Below are 18551 nucleotides of genomic sequence, written 5' to 3'. Positions count from 1 at the left end.
TTAGTGTTGTCAGCTATCCGCACGGAAGTGGGTGGCCAGCCAGTGCTTGGTTCGTTTCCACAGCGAAGAAGGCTCAACGTGCACGCTCACGCTGGTTGTCCAATTGGATGGTGGAGCAAAATTAAACGGTCGCTTGTCTGAATCCAGTGCAACAGTGACTTTGTAAGTCCCATCATTCTCGGACGGACGCGTGCCCACTTCTGTGACATTTCCCGTCCATGTGGTGCCTGAAGGGAACGACGTGACGGCTGATTGGCCCTCTCGTATCCATCCGATCTGCGATGCGTCAACGGACACAGAAACCTTGTGTTGATCGTTTGATACGACGTTGCAAATGGGAGTTCCGCTGCTGATCCAAGCTCCTCGGTTGATCGCTTCAGTTGGCTGGCCACTCCATCCGATTTGGGATCTTGATCGCTGCCAGGGTGTGATGGGATTGGCCGAAACCGCAACGATCTGACCCGCGTGAGGTGAACGAATCTCAAGGTGCTCCGATTCCTTTTGGATCGTCAGCAGTTCTTCGCGTTTGGCTTGCAAAGCGAATTCATTGGTCGGGATATTGGCCAAAGTGGTAGTTCCGGCGTCCGATTGGATGCGGCTCATGCGAGTGCCCTTCAGGCGAGCTTCCAACTCAGCAATCTCGCCCTCGAGGCGTTCGATTTGGAGGGTGGTTTTCCAGTCTGACAGCCTGACGAGTGGTTCGTTGACTCGCACCAACTGTCCCGTTGAGGCAATTGATTCCAGGCGACCCGTGGTCAATGCAAAGATCTTTGATTGCTGGATCGGTTGAACCTTCGCCGTTGCCTTCACGCGGTGAGGAATCGGTGTGAAGAGAATCGCCAGCAACAAGACGGCAACCATGCCAATCATCAACCGAGAACGGCGACGAGCTTTCCCAGGAGCGAGATCGGATGGAGTTCGCACGATGGGAGCGGTCCAAGCTCGCATCACGCGATAAAGGAGAATCACGATTGCGACAATGCCAATGGCGGTCGCACCGATCGACGCGAGATGGTTGAGTAGAAGCCAACCGATGGCTCCGAAGACCACCAAGCGATAAGCAGTGCTTGCAAGTGCGTAGGCGAGCAATCCGATAGAGTCGCGATCGTCTTGCACCGTGGTTGGTTGGGACTGTAATTCCGTTTGAACCGAAGATAGACCCCAAAACCATGACCGCAATCGCATTTGTAAAACGCTGCGCGAACGTGTTGCTAGATTGGGAACGGAAGCCGCGTCGGACAACAGGTAGTAGCCGTCATAACGCATCAATGGATTGCCGTTGAGGATCAACGTGTTGACCGATGTGACCATCAATACAAACAGCAATATGTTTTGCGGCAGTCCTGGCATCGAATGAGTCCAGGCGACCAGTGCGAGTGATCCAATCACGCATTCAGCCAGGATTCCTGCGGCGGAGACGAACATTCGTTTCCAAGGTTGCTGCATCAACCAAGAGTCACTGACATCGCAATACAAACAAGGTATGCCGAATAACAGCATGACGCCCATTTCGTGACAGCTTCCTCCGAACCATTTGCAGGCGATCGCGTGGGCGAGTTCATGGATCAGCTTGACTCCCGAAATCACAATCGCCAAAACGATCCAAGTGGATGGGGATTGCAACGCCTCGGTGCTCTGACCGATCGCCGGAATCAATTGCTCCCAGTGCTTGAGAAGAATGGCTCCTGCGAACACGGTCCACGCTGAGCCAAAGATCACGCAGGCAGGTCGATTCCTTGCAACAAAGTTTCGAACGAATTGAACCGGTCGATCAAGCCATCGATCGGGATCCACCAACGGGATTCGAATTGCCAAAGGATTCTTAATCGCACGTTGCCAAAAAGACTTTTTCAATTCGCATTGCTGGGTTCTCGCTTCACTTTGCGAGATGGCTTGAGTGGCGACAGCTGACGCGGTGGTGAGCCAAGTGTTTTGATTGGCTTGGTTGATGAATGCCGCAAAGTCTTCTCGCGAAAGTTTGATTGGTGCGAGCAGACGTTGGCAATGAAGGTGAGCTTGCTCGAACGTTCTTCGTCCATCCAGGCTTTGCAGAACCGCAAATTCTTGCTCATTGACCATCCACTGCGCTGAGGAGCGATCGTGGGAGCCTCGCGTGGATACCACGGGATCTCGGATGACCCACTGAAAGGTTTTCCCAACGCGGATGATCCGGCAGATCAAATCCGGACGCAATCGAGGTTGGATGGCCACGGAATTCATCGTGTTGTTCCGTGATCAATATTGGGAAGCAACAGTCGAGCCGGTGACCCGGGGAGCAATTTTCCGTCGGCGTTGTCAACTTCAATCCAGAAGCGAGTTTCTCGGGTCAGTGGATCGACTTCGGGGCTGATGAATTTTGCTTCGCCGGTTCGTTCGGTTGTCTCACCTGTCGCAAGCTCGACGATCAGCTTGGGTTCGGATTCGTCACGAAGCCAATGGATCCATTTGGCGGGCAGGTAGCCTTCCACTCGCAGGCGATCCAGTCGCACCACACGTGCGATCGATTCTCCGGGTTGGACCCAGTCACCCACTCGGTGCGAAACCTCAACCACGATTCCATCGATCGGCGACTTCAATGAGTGTTGTTCGACGTTTACCCGTGCCAGTTCGAGTTGTTGCTCCTTGAGCTTTTTTTTAAGCTGGACTACGTTCGCCGCTGCCTTAGCTTGTCGAACTGCGACGTCGGCCGATCGGATTTTGGTTTGCAGAGATGCCGCGGTGGCCTGGTCGACCGATTGTTCCAAGCGAGCGTTCTCTTGTTCAAAGATGGCTTGCTGGGTTTCCAGACTTCGTTGTTCATAAGCAAGGCGGAATTGATCGATCTCGGATTGCGAAACCGCGTCGTCGAAATCTTTCTTCGCGTTGACCGCACGCGTCCATTCGCTCTTGGCAACCGCTTCGGCTTTTTGGGCAGCCTGCACACGGATGTCGTTTTCGGCGAGACGTTTTTGAATCGCTGCGCCGGCGTCGTGTTCCCTTGCCGCACTCTTCTGTTCTTCAAGGAATGCGAGAGCGGCGTCGAGATCCAAGGTTTGGTCACTTTGAAATTGGATGATCGCGAGATCTTGTTCAGCGGACTGATGTTGTAGGCTGGCTACCACATCATCGAGGCTGGCCAGCAATTCACCGAGATCAACAGCGTCACCTTCGGTCACATGAATTTTGACCAACCGTCCGGGATGCACGGCGACGGCCGATCCTGACTGCGCAGCCGTGACAATCAGATCGCCGATCCAAGTTGTTTGTTGCGAGTCGTTCGAAACTGTCCGTTGCGAGTCTTGGGCGAATACGGGGAAGGCGACGACAAGTGAAAGTCCCGCTGCGATCATTGCTCGGTGCATTACCAAATCTCCCGAAGGGAATCGAAGAAGGGACGAAAGAGGACGAATGCGAGACTGCGTCGTCCTGCTGCTACATCGCCAACGACCGTCGAGCCCATCGACTGGTCGGTGACACCTTTTAGAGTCGACGGTACGGTGGCGCCGAGTCGGATGACAGGTTGTTGTTCGGCATTGGGATGCACCGCAGATGCGATATCTTGAACTTCACCGGTCCAGCTGACATCAGGCTGAGCCCGCAGACGCAAGCGGCAGATCAAAGGCTGGCTTTCTGATTGGGCCTGCAGGACATGTCCAATGTGTTGCTCGGCCAGTTCCAGGTCGGCGATCATTCCGGCGGATGAATCCACCACGTCAAAAAGCCATTGACCTTGGAAGACGTCACGTCCCACCAAGGTTTCTTTTTCATCCCAGCGTCGGATTTGGCCTCGGACTGTCGAGCGAATCGACATCGATTCTTGCACGGCCTGCAGTAGCTCAAGTTGTTTCTCATACGATCGAATACGTTCTCGAAGAACCAATTCGTTCGTCGAAGATTGCAGCCCGCTCGACTCGGTTGATGTGTCGGACGAACTCGATTGGTTCGATCGGCCGGATCGAATCGTGCGACGCCCGGCCAGTTCTGCTTTCGCTGTCGCCAAGTTTCCCGCGACCATTTGGGTTTGCAGGTCGAGTTCGTCGCTTCGCAGTTCGAGAAGGAGTGTGCCCGGTTCGACTTGTTGTCCATCTTCGACGTGTACCGTGACCACTCGGGCCGCAGTCGGTGCAAAGAGACGTTGTTGGTGGATCGGTTCCAGGCTGCCTGCCACGGGGAGTCGCAAGGGAACCTGGACAAAAGCCAGGACCAACGTGACGGCGGCGAGGACGGTCGCCCAAATTGCTCTCGAGAATCGACGTTTGGGGCGTGGCGGCGATGTTTGAAATTGGTCGACTGCACGCTGGAGCGCGGGGGCAAGTGTGCTGCTGATCGATTCCCAGTCCGCTCTTAGATCTGCCGAGTCGACTTGTTGTGCTGACGAGTCGAACGTTTCAAGAATTAAGAACGACGTCGCTTCGGTTGCCTCTTTCGCACGAAGCGGCAGAATCAATATCGTTTGCGCACCGGAGTTCTCGCGATAACGATCCAGCTGGTTTTGAAAGAACGTGTCAGTTCGGGGCTCGGTCGATTCCTGAATATGCGAAAGGATCGAGGACCAATCGCGAGCGACGGGCGAATCCACCGCGGTCTCGGATTGCACGGAGGAACCCATCGGAACCCATTGGTTCTCTCGCCGCGCGAACCACAACGCTCGGTCAGCGCGAGTGCGAGCGACGATGTCGTGACACAGTTGATACGGTGTCAGTTCATCGGTCGGCGCGGCGGATTGAGATGGAATGGTGGCTGTCATGGTTGCGATTGGGAGCCGGTTTCACGGTTGAAACCAGTTGCCTAGTTTAACCAGCCGTCGCAAAGTCTCTGCGTCGTTGTTTGGGTGTACTTGGAAACCCTCGCTGCTCCATTTGATTGAGATTCGCTCAATCTCGATGCATCGATCAGTCGAAGAATCCGGATAGTGCGGGTTGCATCAGTTGTGCCTCCTGCGCCCTCATTTAGCGGATTCATCGAGGGGAAAGTGTGACCAAAGGTCGACCCAGTGCAGGTCGTTCGATGGTTCGATGGGCATTGGGTCATCGAGCTCGGCGGATTTTGTGCGCCGGCGGAATGGTTCTGACGATGGCACCGGCCATCAGTTCGTTGGGTTGCCGTGCGTCAAGGGCATTGCCTGAAACGATTGGCAATCGCACGGCTCATGTCGATCAGATCATGTCTCGCGTTGACGCCGGGGCACCGCCGGAAACGCTCACGACACCGGTGATTGCACCGCTGACATTACGAGATCCCGAGGCATTGGCCAAAGCGGATTACCGAGACCTGACGCTGCAGCAAGCTCTCAATCAAGCGATGAGCAACAGTGAGGTCTTGCGGGATCTCAATGCAACCGTGCTGCGGGCACCTGAGACGGTGACGACCGATGAGAGCCCCGGATTGGTCCAAACGGATCCACAACTTGGAATGGAAGCCGCACTCTCGGCGTTTGATGCGCAGCTCACTGCGGTCGGCACTTGGCAAAACAACGACCGTCGGTTCAACAACCGATTCTTTGGCGGTGGTGCTAACGCGTTCAAGCAAGATGTGCATGACTACGTATTGCAGTTGTCCAAGCGAACGGCAACGGGTGCGGAGATCAGTCTGCGAAGCATCACGGATTACGACGCGAACAATGCGACGGGCAACCTGACGCCTAGTGCCTGGCAAACGCAATTGCACGCTGAATTGCGACAACCATTGCTGCAGGGCGGCGGGTTGGCATTCAACCGGATCGCCGGGCCAGCGGCTTTGCCGGGTGTGTACAACGGTGTCTTGATTGCGAAGACGAATAGCGACATCTCCAACGCTCAGTTTCGCGAAGACGCCCGCAACTATCTCAGCAACGTGATCAATGCGTACTGGGATTTGTACTTTGCTTATCGCGATGTCGACGCCAAGCAAGAAGCAGTCGCTCGCAGCTTAGAAACATGGCGAAGCTATGACGCACAGAAGTCGTCCAACCGACGCGGCGGATCGGCGGAAGCTTTGGCAAGAGAGCAGTACTACCGATTTGTGTCAGAGCTGCAAGACGCGATCGCGGGCAAACTGATTCAGCGAACCCAAACCAACAACTCCACCTCTGGCGGCACCTTCGCGGGCGTCACGGGAGTTCAAGCGGCGGAGCGTCGTTTGCGTTTGTTGATTGGTTTGCCGATCGCCGATGGGCAACTGCTGCGTCCTGTCGACGAACCCTTGTCGGCTCCGTTGATCTTTGACTCTCAATCGTTGGCGGTTGACGCGTTGCGAATGCGGAGCGAATTGCAGCAACAGCGGTTGCTGGTCAAACGTCGCGAGTTAGAAGTCATCGCGGCGAAGAACTTTCAACTGCCAACTTTGGACCTTGTCACCACGTATCGACTGCGCGGTCTCGGCAAGGATTTGGCGGGCAGCGATTCCGCGTTCAACGAACTTGGGACCGGCGACTACCAAGAGTATGAAGCCGGAGTTGAATTCCGTATGCCGGTTGGTTTTCGCCAAGCACACGCGGCGGTGCAGCATGCCAAGATTCAGGTGGCGCGTGAACGGGCGGTGTTGCGAGAGCAAGAGCGGCAGATCACCCATGACTTGCTAGCGGTGGTCGCGGAGACGGATCGAGCATACGCCCAGATGGAAACCAACTTGAATCGCTACCTGGCCTCGAAGGATGCACTGGATGCTCTCGAGGCCAACCGCAAGGCGGGGTTGCCGATCAGTTTGGAGCAATTGCTTGACGCCCAGCGACGGCTCAACGAGTCACAGTCTCGCTATCACTTGGCGATGACCGAGTACATGATCGCGGCCAAAAACGTGTACTTCGAATCCGGGACCTTGCTCGAAAACTGCCACGTCGGAATCATCGGCGACACGGTCAAAGCAGTGCCGGTTGCTTCTGAGTAGCCGGTTCGTGGCTGTCAGGTGAGCGGAAGATCTTCGACCCCGTTCAGGGTCGGCGCCACGGAATCACCGCGGAGCGGTGACAGACGGACGCCATAAGGTGGCAGCCAACTTCTCATCATTCGCGGCCAGCGCCTTTGCAACACTTGTACCCGACAGAAGGCCTCTGTCGGGTACACGATTGCCGTACTACCTGTAGCCGACGGAGGCCCTGCGTCGGCATGAGCGCAACCCAACGCGGAAGCGTTTGGTTTCCCCGCAGGTCGGGGATGATGAGTTTGCCGATGTCTGCTGCTTTGCTGGCGTGTTTTGCCGACAGAGGGCCTCTGTCGGCAACATGATCAGAGAGCCTCAGCGCGGACCGGTTCAGGCTTTTTGCATCGAGAGAATGCGTTCGTGGCCGGCGAGGTCTTTGATCAGGTGGATCTCTTTGTAGCCACCGTTTTGCTCGGCCAACGTCTTGCTGACGCCCGCGATCATGGGGCTGAGCTCGATGATCAGTTGGCCGCCATCATTCAGACGCTGGACGGAATCGTTGAGCAACCGAGCGATGATCTCGGTTCCATCGGGACCCGATAGCAACGCGCCGCGAGGTTCGAATTCACGGACGGTGGTTGGCAATTCGTCGTACTCGGATTGGCTGATGTAAGGTGGGTTGCTGCAGATCACGTCGAAGGTTTGGTCGGGTTCCAGCCCATCGAACAAATCGCTTTGCAACAGCGTGACTCGATCGGAGAGCTTCAGGTTCTCGACGTTCCATTTGGCGATGTCGAGAGCGGTCAAGCTGATGTCGACGGCGGTGACTTGCGTCTTGGGCAGCGACTTGGCGATTGCAACCGCGATCGCTCCGCTGCCGGTTCCGATGTCCAGCACCGTTGGGCTGGGGCGGTCTGACAGACGACCTTTGATTTGGTCGATGGCTTCGATGACCAAGTGCTCAGTTTCGGGCCGGGGCACCAACACGTTCTCGTCGACGCGAATGGAGATCGAGTAGAACTCACGGTAGCCGACCAGTTGGGCGACGGGGGCGCCTTCACCGCGTCGTCGAACGAGTTCGCGAAAGGCGACGCGTTGTTCTTCTTCGGGGACTTTATCGAACGACGTGTAGAGCTCAATGCGTTGGCAACCACGCGCATGGGCGAGCAGGATTTCCGCATCCAATCGCGGCGATTCGCTACCCTTTTTCCGGAAGAAGTCCGTGGTCCATTCCAGCAGACGCATGACGGTCCACGGGGTGTCGTTGCTGGTTTCAGCCATAAATTAGTCAATCATGTCGCCGCGGAGTTGATCGCGATCATATTCGATCAACGCTTCGGTAACAGGATTGAGATCGCCCGCGATGATTTGATCGAGTTTGTAAATCGTTAGGTTGATGCGGTGATCGGTCAACCGATTTTGCGGGAAGTTGTACGTTCGGATGCGTTGGCTTCGGTCGCCGGAACCGATCAATCCTTTGCGTGCCTCAGCTTGCTTGGCAGCTTCTTCTTCACGCTTTTTCTCGTAGATCCGAGCCTTCAAAACGCGGAGGGCTTTCGCCAGGTTTTTGTGCTGGCTTTTCTCGTCCTGGCATTGCACGACGATGCCTGTTTCATGGTGAGTCAGTCGCACGGCCGAGTCGGTTTTGTTGACGTGCTGGCCGCCGGGGCCGGAAGCACCGAAGAAGTCTTTGCGGTAATCGTCTGGTTTCAGATCGATTTCGACATCTTCCGGTTCGGGCATCACCGCGACAGTTGCGGCGGAGGTGTGCACGCGACCTTGTGTTTCCGTTTCAGGAACGCGTTGGACACGGTGACCACCGGATTCGTACTGCAGGTCACGAAAGACATTGTCGCCTTCGAGGGTCAACGTGACATCTTTGAAGCCGCCCATTTCGGTGGGGCTGGCGTCCATCAGTTCGGTCTTCCAACCCACTTTTTCGGCGTAGCGGGTGTACATTTCGAACAAGTCACGTGCGAACAGGGCTGCTTCATCGCCGCCCGTGCCGGCGCGGATTTCCATCACGCACCGCGTGCGGTGAGAGTCTTCGCCGCCAACGGTCAGTGAAAGCAGATCTTCCCAAACGGTTTCGCGTTCCTTCCGGAGCGATTCCATCTCGGATTCCGCCATTTCTCGTTCATCGACATCCTCAGCGTCCGCGACCATCGCCACGCACTGATGGATTTCGTCCGTCAGGCGTTTGAAGGTCCGGTATTGGTTGGCCAAGCGGTTCAGTCCACCGTGTTCTCGGGCCGTCGCGCTCATGCGAGCACCGTCGGAGAGAACTTCCGGGTCGGACATGTCGTTTTCGAGTTTCTCGAAACGCGCCAGTTTTTCCTCGAGGATGTCGCGGATAGATCCGCTCATTTGGTGGCTTTCTTAGCCTTCTTCTTTTGCAACGATCCGTAGGTACCAGCAGCAAATTTCTTCTGGAACTTGTCGATACGACCGGCGGTGTCAACGTATTTCAGTTTGCCGGTGTAGAACGGATGGCACTCGCTGCAAATGTCGATTTTCAGCTCGGGACGCGTGCTGCGGGTGGTGAAAGTGTTGCCGCAACCGCAGGTGACGGACGTTTCTTGGTAGTTGGGGTGAATGCCGTCTTGCATGACGTTCAAACTCGAGCCAATGAGGGTGTTACGACGGTGGTTTTCGACAGAACCGTCGGTCAAGTGAATTCGCTGTCGGTCGAATCCCAGATATTACGTTAAACCAGGTGGAATGTTCAAGGGCGAGGGGCTCAAACGCTGGCGAAATCCCCTCCTACCAGTTGGCGGCCAGTCGGCATTGCCAGCTGAGAACCGAAAGAGGGGGATGTGTTTTGAGCCTTCTGGCCATGAAGGGTTTGATAATGCGAGTCGATCGCATTAGAGTCCCCCGGATCACCTTCAAAAGCTAGCCAGCCATCGAAGAACGCCCCGATGCCTCACGTATCTGACAAGCAAACGAAATCGCGTTCGTTTGCCAGATTGCCCCTTTCATCGGCCGCGACTTCTCGCCAGCCATGCTTGTTCTTCAACGAAAACCTGTTTTCGGGACAATTGCATGCGCTCGCTCGCACCATCGAAACTCATCACCGCCCCTTCGACGAATCAATCCCCCGCGACGATGCGGCCTGGGTTCACTTTGGTGGAACTGTTGGTTGTGATCGCCATCATTGGCGTTCTGGTCGGATTGTTGCTGCCCGCCGTTCAAGCCGCCCGCGAGGCCGCCCGGCGGATGAGCTGTGGCAACAATCTCAAACAAGTCTCTCTCGCAATCCACAACTACGAGTCGGCCTACAAAAAGCTGCCGCCGGCTTGGACGAACCCGGGGCAGGGATCGGGGTGGTCAATGCAGGCTCGCATTCTTCCGTTTCTCGAGGAAGCCGCTTTGTCCGAAGGGGTCGACTTCAGCCGTGATTACGGAGAGTCCTATTTGACGATTGACGGCGTTCAAGTTCCCACATCGTCGTTTCGGGTCGCTGCATATCAGTGCCCCAGCGATCCGCGGGATAACCCTCGCTTTGGATCGTCCGGCCCACAGTATTACAAACTGAATTACGCCACCAACGAGGGTGTTTGGTTTGTGCTGGATGAAGCCACGAATCAGGTGGGCGATGGGATGTTCGTTCCCGGTCGCTACCTTGGATTTCGCGATTGTTTGGACGGGACCAGCAACACAATGGCTCTGGCGGAAGTCAAGGGTTGGACACCGTATGCTCGTGACGCGAAGCACAGCGGAACGATGACGATGCCGATCAACACGGACGAGATTTGTGCTCTGGGTGGTGATTTCAAAACTGAGACGGGACACACCGAATGGATTGATGGCCGTGTGCACCAGGCCGGTGTGACGACAGTCTTTTCACCGAACAAAAAAGTTCTGTGCGAGATCTCTGGCGTGGAATACGACATTGACTTCACCAACATGCGGGAAGGCAAGTCGCCTCCGGCAGGTGTTCGCACCTACGCAGCGGTCACTTCTCGAAGTTATCACCAGGGTGGTGTTCACGTGTCGTTGCTGGATGGTTCGGTTCGCTTCATCACGGATTCTGTTGAACTTGAGCTTTGGCAGTCCATGTCGACACGAGCAGGGCACGAAGTGATTCAAATTCCTTGATCGTCGAGAATGGGTTCGCTTCACTCGGTCAGGCAGAGGATGGGCGAAAGTTCCCAGGCTTTCTGCCTGGAATGGTCGTTTGCATCAATGGAGGCAAGGTGGCTAAGCGGTGAGGCATCACATCGAGAAGACGAAGAAAAACATTCCGATGAAGCCTAGCAACATGATAAACAGCACCAGGCCAATGACCTTGCCCGCGGTGTCAAGTGTTTTGGTGTCTGCGTAGCCTTCCGGACAGACCATGCAGCGCAGGAAGACAAAAAGGTTGACCAGCGGGATGATCGTCGCGAAGCCCCAAAAACCGCTGCTGCCCTGATTGATCATTCGGTACCAAGACAGAGCAATCGTGGCCACTCCCGCAATCAGCGCCAGCGGGACATCAACCGCAACCACTCCGGCTTCGGTCACCGAATATGCCACTGCGGCGAGAATCCACTGCATGGCCGTGATCCCAAAATAGCCGAGTGCAAAAGCCAGGCGGCCGATCCCGCCGTACCGCATGCCTGCGGTGCTGTACGAGTCTTCGGCAATTTCAATGGTTGTTTGGTACGGGTTTTGTTCGTTCATAGACCTGTTCAATGTGTCAGGGCGGAATCTGGACCTGTATTTGTTTGCAAGGGGAGATGCACGACAGGGCCGCCTGCGGGTGGTCGTGTTTGTAACTCTGACGCTTGGATGCACGATATCATGGTGCAGTCACACGATTCTAAATTTCCTCTTTGGGAGACGTTTGAGAGCGACTGAAATGAAAGGTTGTCGGATTCATCCAATCCTTTTGGCTGAGCCCGGAATAGTGTTCTGATCTGCATCATAAGTGGTGCCGGAACAGCTTGCCTTGATGAATCGATCGATTCGTTTGATGCAGGGAGTTTCGTCCATGGTCAGATTTGATCCGTGGTGGTGGGTTTCGCCTGCCGATCCGTGATCGAGTGCTAGGGTTGAGCGGACAACTGGAAAATGCCTGACCGGTTCGTCACATGTGGGTTCAGCGAACTTCGCCGAGCACACGATGGTCTCGAAGGACCACGACAGCCGAATCAGGCCAGCGACTCAAGGAGCGATCTCTACATGCTGATGCGACAACCGTGCCCCGATCTTCAGTTCGCCTACTCCCCGCCATTCGGAGCGACGCTCACGGAGAAGGGAGTGCAGTTTTCGGTCTTCAGCCGTTCCGCAACCGAAATGCGGTTGTTGCTGTACAACAAGGTGACCGATCGCGAACCAGCTCAAGTCATTGACTTCGATCGGGGAACCGACCGTTGGGGTGACGTTTGGAGCTTGCACGTACCGGGCCTCGAAGCAGGCCAACTTTATCATTTCCAAGCCAGCGGACCCTGGGAACCTGAAAATGGTCACCGGTTCGATTCCACGGCTCGGTTGATCGATCCTTATGCTCAGGCGTTGGCGGGAACCTACCAAAAGCAAACCGATGGTGTCGTGCGTCCGCCAAAGTGCGTGGTCGTCGATGGCACGTTTGATTGGGAAGGCGATCGTCACGTTCGTCGTGACGTCAGCGAATCGATCATTTATGAAATGCACGTTCGTGGTTTCACCAAGAGCAAGACCGCCAAAGTCAAAGCTCCTGGCAGTTACCTCGGTGTGATTGAAAAGATTCCATATCTGAAGTCATTGGGCGTCACTTCGGTTGAATTGATGCCGGTGCACGAGTTCCCCATTCGGGACCCGCAGGGCAAAAAGCTCTCGCGACCAAACTATTGGGGGTATGACCCGATGGCGTTCTTCGCGCCTCATCGCGGTTATGCACACGACTCGGCTCCTGGTGCTCAGGTCAACGAGTTCAAGCAGATGGTCAAGGCTCTGCACTCCGCGGGGATCGAAGTCATTCTTGACGTTGTGTTCAACCACACCTGCGAAGGCAACGAACAAGGTCCGACGCTGTCATTCAAAGGACTTGAAAACCAAGTCTATTACATCCTTTCGGAAGGCCAGCATTACTGCAACTACAGCGGTTGCGGCAACACGATCAATGGGAATCACCCCGTCGTTCGCGAGATGATTTTTCATTGCTTGCGACACTGGGTCCACAACTACCACATCGATGGCTTCCGGTTCGACCTGGCCAGTATTTTGAGCCGCGATAGGAGCGGGAACTTGATTCCCAACCCACCGATGGTGGAACTGATCGCGGAAGATCCGATGTTGGCCGACACCAAGATCATTGCTGAAGCCTGGGACGCAGCGGGTGCCTACCAAGTCGGTAGCTTTGGCAATCACCGCTGGGCGGAATGGAACGGTCGATACCGTGACGATGTGCGAGGTTTTTGGCGTGGTGATGCTGGAACTCTCGGCCCGCTGGCAACTCGATTGGCAGGCAGCAGCGATTTGTATCAACACGCCGGACGTCCGCCGTCTTGCAGTGTGAACTTGGTGACCACGCATGATGGTTTCACCATGAACGATTTGGTTTCGTACAAGGACAAGCACAACGAAGCCAACGGTGAAGACAACAACGACGGTGACAACCACAACATCAGTGACAACTATGGTGTGGAAGGCCCGACGCGAAAGAAGGCGATCAGCACGATCCGCAGCCAGCAAGTTCGCAACATGTTGGCGACGTTGTTGACCAGCCAAGGCGTGCCAATGATCGTCAGCGGTGACGAGGCTCGCCGAACGCAGAAGGGTAACAACAACGCCTACTGCCAAGACACTGATATCTCGTGGTTCGATTGGCGACTCGTCGAAAAGAACGCTGACTTGGTCCGCTTTGTCAGTGCATTGATTGATTTCCGAAAGAACCAACCAACGATCCGTCGTCGCGAATACTTGACTGGTCAACCGGTTGATGGTCGGAAGGTGCCGGACGTGTCTTGGTACGGTCCATCGGGCGACCCGTTGAATTGGGATCAAGGTGAATTGGCGATGGCGGCATACATTGCTGCCCCGAGCCGAATCGATGATCCGGAAGGTTTGGGACGAGACGTGATCTTGATGTTCAACAGCACCGGCGATCACCGCGAATTCCACTTCCCGGCGATTGCTCGTGGAACTCAGTGGAATCTGTTTGTCGACACCGCGGCAGCACCGCCAGAAGACATCTACCCTGATGTCGATGGTCCAATGCCTCCGAACAATCGAATCGTCGAAGTTGGGCGTCATTCAATGCGGATCTATGTCTGTAACGCGCCGCCAAAGTAATCCGGTCAAGAACTCAGGGTGAAATTTGAATCCACCTTCCGCGGTTGAGTGCCGGGAAGGTTGGAGGATTGGCCGCCAGTTGGCTGCACTTTTCTTCGATGCTTATCGCAAGCTTCTCAATGATCCGCGGCGGGAGAAAACCCGTCGCGGATCGCTTCGTTTGTGGCCATTCGGCTATGATCAAGGCATGCAGCCATTGATCCTTTTGACGAACTTTGCCAAGGCGACTTTCACGCGTCCGACGACGTTTGCTCATCGCAATGATGGTTGGTGCTGGCTGTTTGGTTGGTGTTTGGGGCTGTTGTGTCTGTGTTGTTGGATCGGTTGCAAGCCATCTGCACCGGCCAATTCGGTCGTTCCGAACGAGGAACCCAAGCCCGTCGTCAACGAACCTTTCAGCCTACGAGAACAGATTGCTCAGCAGGTTCGAGATGGTCGACCAGCGGAAGCGATCAAGTTGTTGGATGAGTTGATCGCTACCAAACCAGCCGAAGAAGTCGCACTCGCATCGCAGGCCGCCAGCTTGGCTTTTGAAGCTGGCGATGCGAGCGAAGCGATGAGGCGGCTACGGGAGTTGATTCAGGCTCATCCGCAGAATGTAGAATTGCGACGAGACTACGCCGGTTTGCTGGCTCAACGCGGTTACCGCTTTGATGCCAACGTGCAATACCGATTGCTGGCCGGACGAGTTGGCTTGAGCCCACCGGAATTGATCGGGTTGATCTACCCGCATCGGCCTCAGGTCAATTTTGAATCCAAGCCGGATATCAAAGACCGAGACGCGGTGGATCGCAAAGGAGTGCTGAGCGTTGTCGCCGCGCTTCGCAGTCGTGGCGATTTGCAGGAAGCCATCGATGTGTTGGCGACCAGTGACGAAATCAAACGCAATGATCCCGCCGCCGTCGCGATGCTCGGTTGGTTGTATGCGTCGGCTCAGCAAGAATCCCAGTGGATTGATTGGGCGATTGAGACGGACGCTAAGCGGCTTCGTCGTTACCCGGCCTATTGGTTGTCATGGGGCATCGCACTGCGCGATGGAGTGCTCGCATCGCAAACGGACGTGAAGCCAGCAACTCTCAGCCGCCGAAACGACTTTGCGGCTCGCTGTTTCTTAGAAGCGATCCGTCGCGAACCGCACAGCCAAGTCGCCTGGGATAGCCTTTCCGCCACGTTGGAAGTTTTGGACGCCGAGTCGAAGGTCGTTTCTGCGAGGGAAGGTTCGCTCAAGGATGCTCGCGAACGTCTTAGCGAGCGATTGCTGCAATTGGACGAGACTCAGTGGCTCGCGAATCAACTTTGGAACGCACAATCCAGCCCAGTGTCGCGAGAGGAGCAAGCAGAGATGTTCGACCGTTTGGCGGACTTGCTTTGGAAGCAAGGTTGTCTCGGGGAATCGCTGGGTTGGCAATCGCTTCTGGCGTCCATGCATCCGATCAGGGACTGGAGCACCCTCAGGCGAACAACGCAGGAAACGTTCACGAAACACCCCAAAGGAATCGACGAACGAGTCTTGTTGGTGGGATTGGATCTCGAGCAGTTTGCGGATCAAAGTTCCGTATGGATGGAAGCACTCGCCAGGCGAACACGCAGCGAAACTGCGACCGGCAATCCACCGCCAACCAGCATCGAATCGCCCCAGGCTCGCTTGGTGGATGTGGCGTCAGAGGTGGGCATCCACTTTCAGTGGTTCAATGCGGTTGATCCAGTCGAGTCGGAATTTCGACTGCATGAGCCTTTGGGTGGCGGGGTGGCTTGTTTGGATTTCGACGCGGATGGACGAGTTGATTTTTACTTCAATCAAGCCGCCGGCGAGGCGACCACGCGTTCGGGTGTGAAGCCCAATGCCTTGTATCGTCAATTGGACGGAAAGTTCACGAACATCGTCGATGTATCGATGAGTGATGATCGCGGGTACGGGCATGGGGTGACCGCCGGCGACTGGAACCAAGACGGTTGGCCGGATCTTTTGCTGGCCAACTTTGGTGAAAACGCATTGTTGATCAATCAAGCCGACGGGACGTTTGAAAAACACCTGCTTTCGGAACTAAGCGAAACAGAATCGGTGTCATCCGAATCGTTCACCCTTTCCGCAGCGATTGCTGATGTGACCGGTGATCAATTGCCGGATATTGTCGAGGTCAATTACGTCGATGATTCTGCGGTCCGAAAGCCGATCGAAAGAACTCCGGATGGGACGCCGGTCAAGTTGCCGGGGCCTTTGCATTTCCAACCGGCATTGAGTGAGGTGTTGGTTTCTAACGGAAAGGGTGCAGGACGGCGACAATCATTGGGCGATTCAGCGCAATCTCGCAGCACTGGCATGGGCGTGATGATCGCCGACATGGACCAGCAGCCAGGGAACGAAATCTTTGTCGCGAATGATCAACGAGCCAACCACTTTTGGTTTCAAGCTGGCGATGCAAACGAGGAGCAAGAATGGCGAAACCAAGCCGCGATACGAGGCGTCGCGGTTGGGCCTGGTGGAGACAAGAACGCTTGCATGGGCATTGCGATGGCGGACTTCAATCGCGATCAGAAGCTGGATTTGCATGTCAGTAATTTCTACGACGAATGGGCCAATCATTTTTGCCAAACCAGCGCGGGCATGTTTGCTGATCGCGCCGTTGCGTTTGGAATCGATCAATTGACGTCACGCACGACTGGGTTCGGCGTGCAGGGTTTGGACTACGACAACAATGGCTGGATTGATTTGTTAGTTGCCAACGGGCACGTCGAGGATTTGACCGACCGTGGGACACCCTTCCGGATGAAGACGCAGTTGTTGGTCAATCAAGGCAAACGCTTTGAGCTTGCAAAAATGGACGATCCCGACGGCCAATGGGAACGTGAACGTCTTGGTCGCGGAGTGGCAACATGCGACTTCGATCGCGATGGGCGTCTGGACGCGGTTGTGACTTACGCGGATTCCGCAGCGGAACTGTTGCGAAACGAAACGGAGGCCGTTGGCAACTACATCCAATTGCGACTGATTGGCACACGATCCGAGCGGGATGCCATTGGGGCTCACATCGAGTTGACCGCGGGGGACCAAGTTTGGACAAGTGTGGTCACGGCGGGAGATGGCTACGCCTGTCGCAACGAAGCCATTTTGCATTTTGGCTTGGGTGATGTTGCCACGCTAGATTCCATTGCCGTGCAATGGCCAAGCGGGGAAGTTCAGCGCTGGGACACGATCAACAGCAAGCCCATTGATGTCAATCGACGTGTCGGCATCGTGGAAGGTTTGAAGGAACCGTTCGAAGATCGGTGAGAGAGAGCTCAACGGTTTCGATCGTTTGGTGAAGAGTGGGGCCGTTTGAGTAAAGTCTGGCTCAGGCTTCTAGATTGTGGGGATCCATCACAGGCTGGAAGCCTATGCCACTGATTCAGGCACTCATTTCGCTGCGGCTTGTTCGGCCGCGAAAGCTCGCAGGGGTTTGGGCAGTGGGAATTGCACGTCTTCTTCCCGGACGACTTGTGTGTCCACTGACGCATCGAAGTTCTCTTTCAGCCAATCGATGGTTGACTGAACCACTGATTCGGGAGCACTGGCACCCGCGGTGATCAGCACTCGGTCGTCATCAGAAAATTGATCGACCGCGAGGTCTTGTGGGCCGTCGACCAGCATTGCTCGTTTGCCTTGTTCAGCCGCGAGTTCCTTAAGTCGTTGACTGTTGCTGCTGTTTTGGCTGCCGAGGACAACGATGACATCGGCGTCCTCTCGAAGCAGTTTGACGGCCTCCTGCCGGTTTTGTGTCGCGTAACAAATGTCGTCCTTCGGTGGCGAATGAATTTCAGGGAAGCGTTCGCGAAGACGGCGGATGACTCGGCCGGCATCATCGACAGACAGAGTTGTTTGGGTGAGGTAGGCCAGTTGGGTGCCCGGTTCGAATTCCAAGCGATCAACATCGGCTTCGTCTTCAACCAACACAATCGCTTCGGGAGCTTCACCCATCGTGCCGAGCACTTCATCGTGGCCTTCGTGGCCGATCAAGATGATTGTGTAACCGGCTTTGGCGTACTTGATTGCCTCCAAGTGCACTTTGGTGACCAATGGACAGGTGGCATCGAGTGCGTGCAACTTGCGGGCTTGGGCAGCCTTGCGTATCTCGGGCGACACTCCGTGAGCGGAGAACAGCAACACGCCGCCCTCAGGAACTTCGTCGATGGTATCGACAAAGACCGCTCCTTTTTCGCGAAAAGTCTTGACCACGAATTGGTTGTGGACGATCTCGTGGTAAACGTAGACCGGCGGCCCAAATTTCTGCAGCGTCAGATCCAGCGAATCAATTGCCATGTTGACCCCGGCACAGAAACCTCGGGGAGCCGCCAAAATGATTTTCATGGGTGTCAATTTTTGAGGTCGCTGATGGCGTCAAAACGGGGGCATCAGCCTGTTTGTTCTTGATGAGTTGGTCATCCGCTAGAATAACCGCAGAAGCCCCAAAACGTCCAACGGCCCAATTTCACGTTGA

Annotated in this window: 12 protein-coding genes; 4 read left to right on the top strand and 8 right to left on the bottom strand. The window is 55.5% G+C overall.

Features of this window, described 5'->3' with window-relative positions:
• Nucleotides 1–9: 9 nt before the first annotated feature.
• The 3 genes from RB_RS19060 to RB_RS19050 are packed head-to-tail and all read right to left on the bottom strand — an operon-like array spanning nt 10 to nt 4726.
• Nucleotides 10–2220, bottom strand: coding sequence for an HlyD family efflux transporter periplasmic adaptor subunit (locus RB_RS19060; RefSeq protein WP_011122239.1), 2211 nt, complete (start codon nt 2218–2220; stop codon nt 10–12).
• A complete protein-coding gene (locus RB_RS19055; RefSeq protein ID WP_164922225.1) occupies nt 2217–3341 on the bottom strand; it encodes an efflux RND transporter periplasmic adaptor subunit in 1125 nt (374 codons plus the stop codon). Before RB_RS19055 ends, RB_RS19060 begins: the two co-directional genes overlap by 4 nt.
• On the bottom strand, nt 3341–4726 hold the full coding sequence (locus RB_RS19050) for a biotin/lipoyl-binding protein (protein ID WP_011122237.1): 1386 nt from the start codon (nt 4724–4726) through the stop codon (nt 3341–3343). Before RB_RS19050 ends, RB_RS19055 begins: the two co-directional genes overlap by 1 nt.
• Nucleotides 4727–4986: 260 nt before the next feature.
• Between RB_RS19050 and RB_RS19040 the strand changes: the two genes are divergently transcribed.
• Nucleotides 4987–6843, top strand: coding sequence for a TolC family protein (locus RB_RS19040; RefSeq protein ID WP_164922224.1), 1857 nt, complete (start codon nt 4987–4989; stop codon nt 6841–6843).
• Between the two features lie 363 nt (nt 6844–7206).
• Here RB_RS19040 and prmC read toward each other — a convergent pair whose 3' ends face one another.
• From prmC to rpmE, 3 genes are read right to left on the bottom strand one after another with little or no spacing between them, the layout of a single operon-like run.
• Nucleotides 7207–8097, bottom strand: a complete 891-nt coding sequence (prmC, locus tag RB_RS19035) for a peptide chain release factor N(5)-glutamine methyltransferase (RefSeq protein WP_011122233.1) — start codon at nt 8095–8097, stop codon at nt 7207–7209.
• Between the two features lie 3 nt (nt 8098–8100).
• Nucleotides 8101–9183: a peptide chain release factor 1 gene (prfA, locus tag RB_RS19030; protein WP_007328933.1), complete on the bottom strand. Its 1083-nt coding sequence runs from the start codon at nt 9181–9183 to the stop codon at nt 8101–8103.
• Complete coding sequence (gene rpmE, locus RB_RS19025; RefSeq protein ID WP_007328932.1) at nt 9180–9425, bottom strand: 50S ribosomal protein L31; 246 nt, start codon at nt 9423–9425, stop codon at nt 9180–9182. The genes prfA and rpmE overlap by 4 nt, the downstream gene beginning before the upstream one ends.
• 436 nt (nt 9426–9861) lie before the next feature.
• Here rpmE and RB_RS19020 point away from each other — a divergent pair, with 436 nt between their 5' ends.
• Nucleotides 9862–10917, top strand: a complete 1056-nt coding sequence (locus RB_RS19020; protein WP_164922223.1) for a DUF1559 domain-containing protein — start codon at nt 9862–9864, stop codon at nt 10915–10917.
• Nucleotides 10918–11034: 117 nt separating this feature from the next.
• On the opposite strand, the gene RB_RS19015 is transcribed toward RB_RS19020, so the two are convergent.
• Nucleotides 11035–11484 carry a hypothetical protein gene (locus tag RB_RS19015; protein WP_164922222.1) on the bottom strand — a complete coding sequence of 150 codons (450 nt, stop codon included), beginning with the start codon at nt 11482–11484 and terminating at the stop codon, nt 11035–11037.
• A gap of 390 nt (nt 11485–11874) precedes the next feature.
• On the opposite strand from RB_RS19015, the gene glgX reads away from it, so the two are divergent.
• Both glgX and RB_RS19005 read left to right on the top strand, forming a co-directional pair.
• The gene (gene glgX, locus RB_RS19010; protein ID WP_011122228.1) at nt 11875–14076 is read left to right on the top strand and encodes a glycogen debranching protein GlgX; all 2202 of its coding nucleotides are present in this window, start codon (nt 11875–11877) and stop codon (nt 14074–14076) included.
• Between the two features lie 25 nt (nt 14077–14101).
• Complete coding sequence (locus RB_RS19005; RefSeq protein ID WP_011122227.1) at nt 14102–17347, top strand: FG-GAP-like repeat-containing protein; 3246 nt, start codon at nt 14102–14104, stop codon at nt 17345–17347.
• Nucleotides 17348–17470: 123 nt separating this feature from the next.
• Here the strand turns inward: RB_RS19005 and ispH are convergent, their stop codons facing one another.
• Nucleotides 17471–18421: a 4-hydroxy-3-methylbut-2-enyl diphosphate reductase gene (gene ispH, locus RB_RS19000; RefSeq protein WP_164922221.1), complete on the bottom strand. Its 951-nt coding sequence runs from the start codon at nt 18419–18421 to the stop codon at nt 17471–17473.
• Nucleotides 18422–18551: the final 130 nt, after the last annotated feature.

Source organism: Rhodopirellula baltica SH 1 (genome assembly GCF_000196115.1).
In the GTDB taxonomy this organism is placed as follows: Bacteria; Planctomycetota; Planctomycetia; order Pirellulales; family Pirellulaceae; genus Rhodopirellula; species Rhodopirellula baltica.
This window is presented reverse-complemented; position numbering and strand designations above follow the sequence as displayed.

Coding starts and splice junctions, on each gene's coding strand:
- ispH (WP_164922221.1), bottom strand. CDS start 18,421: ATGAAAATCATTTTGGCGGCTCCCCGAGGTTTCTGTGCCGGGGTCAAC.
- glgX (WP_011122228.1), top strand. CDS start 11,875: ATGCCTGACCGGTTCGTCACATGTGGGTTCAGCGAACTTCGCCGAGCA.
- RB_RS19060 (WP_011122239.1), bottom strand. CDS start 2,220: ATGAATTCCGTGGCCATCCAACCTCGATTGCGTCCGGATTTGATCTGC.
- RB_RS19015 (WP_164922222.1), bottom strand. CDS start 11,484: ATGAACGAACAAAACCCGTACCAAACAACCATTGAAATTGCCGAAGAC.
- rpmE (WP_007328932.1), bottom strand. CDS start 9,425: ATGCAAGACGGCATTCACCCCAACTACCAAGAAACGTCCGTCACCTGC.
- prmC (WP_011122233.1), bottom strand. CDS start 8,097: ATGGCTGAAACCAGCAACGACACCCCGTGGACCGTCATGCGTCTGCTG.
- RB_RS19040 (WP_164922224.1), top strand. CDS start 4,987: ATGGTTCGATGGGCATTGGGTCATCGAGCTCGGCGGATTTTGTGCGCC.
- RB_RS19020 (WP_164922223.1), top strand. CDS start 9,862: ATGCGCTCGCTCGCACCATCGAAACTCATCACCGCCCCTTCGACGAAT.
- RB_RS19055 (WP_164922225.1), bottom strand. CDS start 3,341: ATGCACCGAGCAATGATCGCAGCGGGACTTTCACTTGTCGTCGCCTTC.
- RB_RS19050 (WP_011122237.1), bottom strand. CDS start 4,726: ATGACAGCCACCATTCCATCTCAATCCGCCGCGCCGACCGATGAACTG.
- prfA (WP_007328933.1), bottom strand. CDS start 9,183: ATGAGCGGATCTATCCGCGACATCCTCGAGGAAAAACTGGCGCGTTTC.